The sequence below is a fragment of the Rhodovulum sp. genome, from assembly GCF_011048875.1.
Lineage (GTDB): Bacteria > Pseudomonadota > Alphaproteobacteria > Rhodobacterales > Rhodobacteraceae > Rhodovulum > Rhodovulum tesquicola.
Genome location: NZ_DSDD01000247.1, coordinates 1 through 3,550, shown reverse-complemented (window position 1 = coordinate 3,550; position 3,550 = coordinate 1). Strand labels below are relative to the sequence as shown.

Genomic DNA, 3,550 nt, shown 5'->3' with positions numbered 1-3,550 from the left:
CTCGAAGAAGAAGCTGACCGCCACGTCAAGCGCATCGGCGATGTCCCAAAGGCGCGACGCGCTGACACGGTTCATGCCAGTCTCGTATTTCTGGATCTGCTGGAACTTGATCCCGACCTTCTCGGCCAGCTGCTGCTGGGTCATGCCCACCATCCAGCGTCTGTGTCTTATGCGTTTTCCAACATGGACGTCTACGGGGTGTTTCATAAGCGAACTCCTCTAACACCCATAATATAGCAAGTTGCGTGCCAAAGTGTTTGCTACGGCAACCAATGCGTGCATGATGGCATCAAGGCGTTGTGAAAGAAAGAAATTTATTTTTGCAGAAGGCGCTGTGGCGAGCCTGTTGCGGGTAAAGTCGGCCGACTCATGCTCGCGCAGAGGTTGCATAACGCGAGAATCCGCTGACGGCTTTGCAAATTGCAAGAAGTTCCGCCCGAGTGGCCTTTGCATAATGCGAAATGCGGGTCCGCTGGTCCATGGTCGCAGTCGCCGCTACCCTCCGCGGGAAATCAGCTGCCGAGAGGAGACGGACAAGATGCGCGCCTTCCGGATCGCCGAGTTCGGCACTGCTCCCCGCATCGAGGAGGTCGCCCTGCCCGCACCCGGACCGGGCGAGTTGCGCGTGCGGATCGCGGCCTGCGGGCTGAACTTTGCCGATCTGCTGATGATCGAGGGCCGCTATCAGGAACGCCCGCCGCTGCCCGTGACGCTGGGCATGGAGCTTGCCGGCACGGTCGAGGCGCTGGGTCCGGACGTCGATCCGGGACTGTTGGACCGTCGCGTCGCGGTTTTTGCCGGATCGGGCGGGCTGGCCGAGGCGGGCTGCTTTCCGGCCAGTCGCTGCGTCCCGCTTCCCGAAGGCATGACCTTCGAGGTGGCGGCGGCGTTCCAGGTTGCCTATGGCACCAGCCATGTCGCACTGGACCACAAGGCGCAGCTGGCCCCGGGCGAGACGCTTCTGGTGCTGGGCGCGGCGGGCGGCGTGGGGCTGACCGCGGTCGAGATCGGCAAGCGGATGGGCGCACGCGTGATCGCCTGCGCCCGCGGGTCCGAGCGGCTGGAGGTTGCCCGCGCGGCCGGGGCCGATCACCTGATCGACAGCGATGCGGGCGATCTGCGCGAGGCGGTCCTGGCGCTGGGCGGTGCCGATGTGGTCTATGACCCGGTCGGCGGCGATCTGTTCACCGCGGCAATGCGGGCCTGCAAGCCCGAGGGGCGGATCCTGGTGATCGGCTTTGCCTCGGGCGACGTGCCGCAGATCAAGGCCAATCACCTGATGGTCAAGAACCTGAGCGTGATGGGGCTTTACTGGGGCGGCTATCTGGCCTTCCGGCCCGAAGTGCTGACCGACAGTCTGGCGACGCTGTTCCGCTGGCATGCCGAGGGCGGGCTGAGCCCGCATGTCAGCCATGTCCTGCCGCTCGACCGCGCGGCCGAGGCGCTGGCGCTGTTGCGCGAGCGCAAGGCGACGGGCAAGGTCGTGGTCACGATGGGCTGAAACGGGGCAGGGGGGTGCTGCCCCCCGTCCTTGCGGACTCCCCCCGGGATATTTCGGGCCAGAAGAAGGACAGGGTCGTCTGTCATTGCCACGGCCGGGGTCAGTTGATGTAGCGCTCGATCACCCGGGCGAAGACGGCGGGCAGTTGCTCGACCGTATAGCCCCTGGGGTTCTGCATCACCGCCAGCGCGATCAGCCCGCCCGAGATCAGCACCATGATCGCCCCCGCCCGGGGCGCGTGGCCATGGGCGAAGGCCGACAGCAATGCGGGCACTGCCAGCAGGCCGACCAGGCACCCGATCACCAGCTAGAGGTCCGTCTGCATGGCGCTGTTCCGGCCCGATTGCGCTGCACCGATTATTCCGGTTCCACGTTGAAGATCAACCGTTCCTCGCAGGGCGCCACGCGCAGGATGTTGGTCGAGCCGGGGATGTTGAAGGGCAGGCCCGCGATCACGATGATCCGGTCCTCGCCATCGCCATAGCCGCCCGCACGGGCTGCGCGCGCGGCGCTGACCACCGCCATCTTGAAGCGTTCGACCTTGTCGTTGAAAAAGCAGTTGATGCCCCAGGACAGGCAGAGCCTGCGCGCCGTGGCGGCATAGGGCGTCAGCGCCAGGATCGGCACGCGCGGGCGTTCGCGCGCGGTCTTGAGCGCGGTGGTGCCGCTTTCGGTGAAGCAGCAGATCGCCTTGATGTCGGTGGTCTCGGCGATCTCGCGCGCGGCGGCCACGATCCCGTCGGCCACGGTCGTCCGGCTGGCCTGGCGGCTCGATTCGATGATGGTGCGATAGGTCGGGTCGCTTTCGACCTCGACCGCCACGTTGTTCATCGTGGTCACTGCCTCGATCGGGTACTGGCCCGCCGCGGATTCCGCCGACAGCATCACCGCATCCGCGCCCTCGTAGATCGCGGTGGCGACGTCCGATACCTCGGCCCGGGTGGGCATCGGGCTTTCGATCATGCTTTCCAGCATCTGGGTCGCCACGATCACGGGCTTGGCTGCCATGCGACAGGCATGCACCAGCCGCTTCTGGATCGGGGGGACGTTCTGGACGGGGATTTCCACCCCCAGATCGCCGCGCGCCACCATGATCCCGTCCGACACGGCCAGGATCTCGTCGAAGCATTTCACCGCGGCGGGCTTCTCGATCTTGGACAGGATCGCGGCGCGCTCGCCGATGATGGCACGCGCCTCGGTCACGTCCTCGGGGCGCTGCACGAAACTGAGCGCGATCCAGTCGACACCGAGTTCCAGCACGAAGGCCAGATCGCGACGGTCCTTGTCGGACAGGGCGGCCAGCGGCAGCACCACGTCAGGCACGTTCACGCCCTTGCGGTTCGAGATCGTGCCGCCCACGACCACCTCGCAATCCGCGAAATCGGGACCGCATGCCCTGACCCGCAGCCGGATCTTGCCGTCATTGACCAGCAGCGTCGTGCCCGGTTCCAGCGCGGCGAAGATCTCGGGATGGGGCAGTTGCACCCGATGCCCCTCGCCCGGTGCAGGGTCGAGATCAAGCCGGAAATCCTGTCCGTCCTCCAGTTCCGCCGCGCCGTCTGCAAAGACCCCGCAGCGCAGTTTCGGCCCCTGAAGATCGGCCAGGATCGCGATGGGCCGTCCGGTATCCTGTTCGATCTGGCGGATGATCGCGTGGCGGCGCGCGATTTCCTCATGCGCGCCATGGCTCATGTTCAGGCGGAACACATCGGCCCCCGCCTCGAACAGGTTGCGGATCATGTCGTAATCGTCGGAGGCCGGACCCAGCGTGGCCACGACCTTGAGGTTGCGTAGACGTCTCATCCTGCCCCATCGTTTGGCTGAAGCCCGGCGCAGGTGTATGCACCGGTGCACACACTCTCTAGGGCAAAACCCGGCCCGGTGACAACTGGTGCTTCTGCCGCGGCTGTCCTATAGGTTTGTCACCGTGAAAGATGACACGCACATGACCTTTCGGCCGTTCGAGACGATCGAGGCGGGGCGCATGTCCCGCTGGCTGGTGACGTGCGATCATGCCACCAATATCGTGCCGCCCTCGGTGAACGGGGG

General features: G+C 65.7%; 4 protein-coding genes. 1 reads left to right on the top strand and 3 read right to left on the bottom strand.

The window, feature by feature from the left end:
• The coding region (locus ENN83_RS08730; protein ID WP_287186016.1) for a helix-turn-helix domain-containing protein at positions 1–207 on the bottom strand (207 nt) is incomplete at its 3' end.
• Positions 208–538: 331 nt separating this feature from the next.
• Between ENN83_RS08730 and ENN83_RS08725 the strand changes: the two genes are divergently transcribed.
• A complete protein-coding gene (locus ENN83_RS08725; RefSeq protein ID WP_287186015.1) occupies positions 539–1,501 on the top strand; it encodes an NADPH:quinone oxidoreductase family protein in 963 nt (320 codons plus the stop codon).
• A 100-nt stretch (positions 1,502–1,601) separates the two neighbouring features.
• Here ENN83_RS08725 and ENN83_RS08720 read toward each other — a convergent pair whose 3' ends face one another.
• Both ENN83_RS08720 and pyk read right to left on the bottom strand, forming a co-directional pair.
• Positions 1,602–1,805, bottom strand: coding sequence for a hypothetical protein (locus ENN83_RS08720; protein WP_287186013.1), 204 nt, complete (start codon positions 1,803–1,805; stop codon positions 1,602–1,604).
• 53 nt (positions 1,806–1,858) lie between these two features.
• Positions 1,859–3,304, bottom strand: a complete 1,446-nt coding sequence (pyk, locus tag ENN83_RS08715) for a pyruvate kinase (protein ID WP_287186011.1) — start codon at positions 3,302–3,304, stop codon at positions 1,859–1,861.
• Between the last annotated feature and the right edge of the window lie 246 nt (positions 3,305–3,550).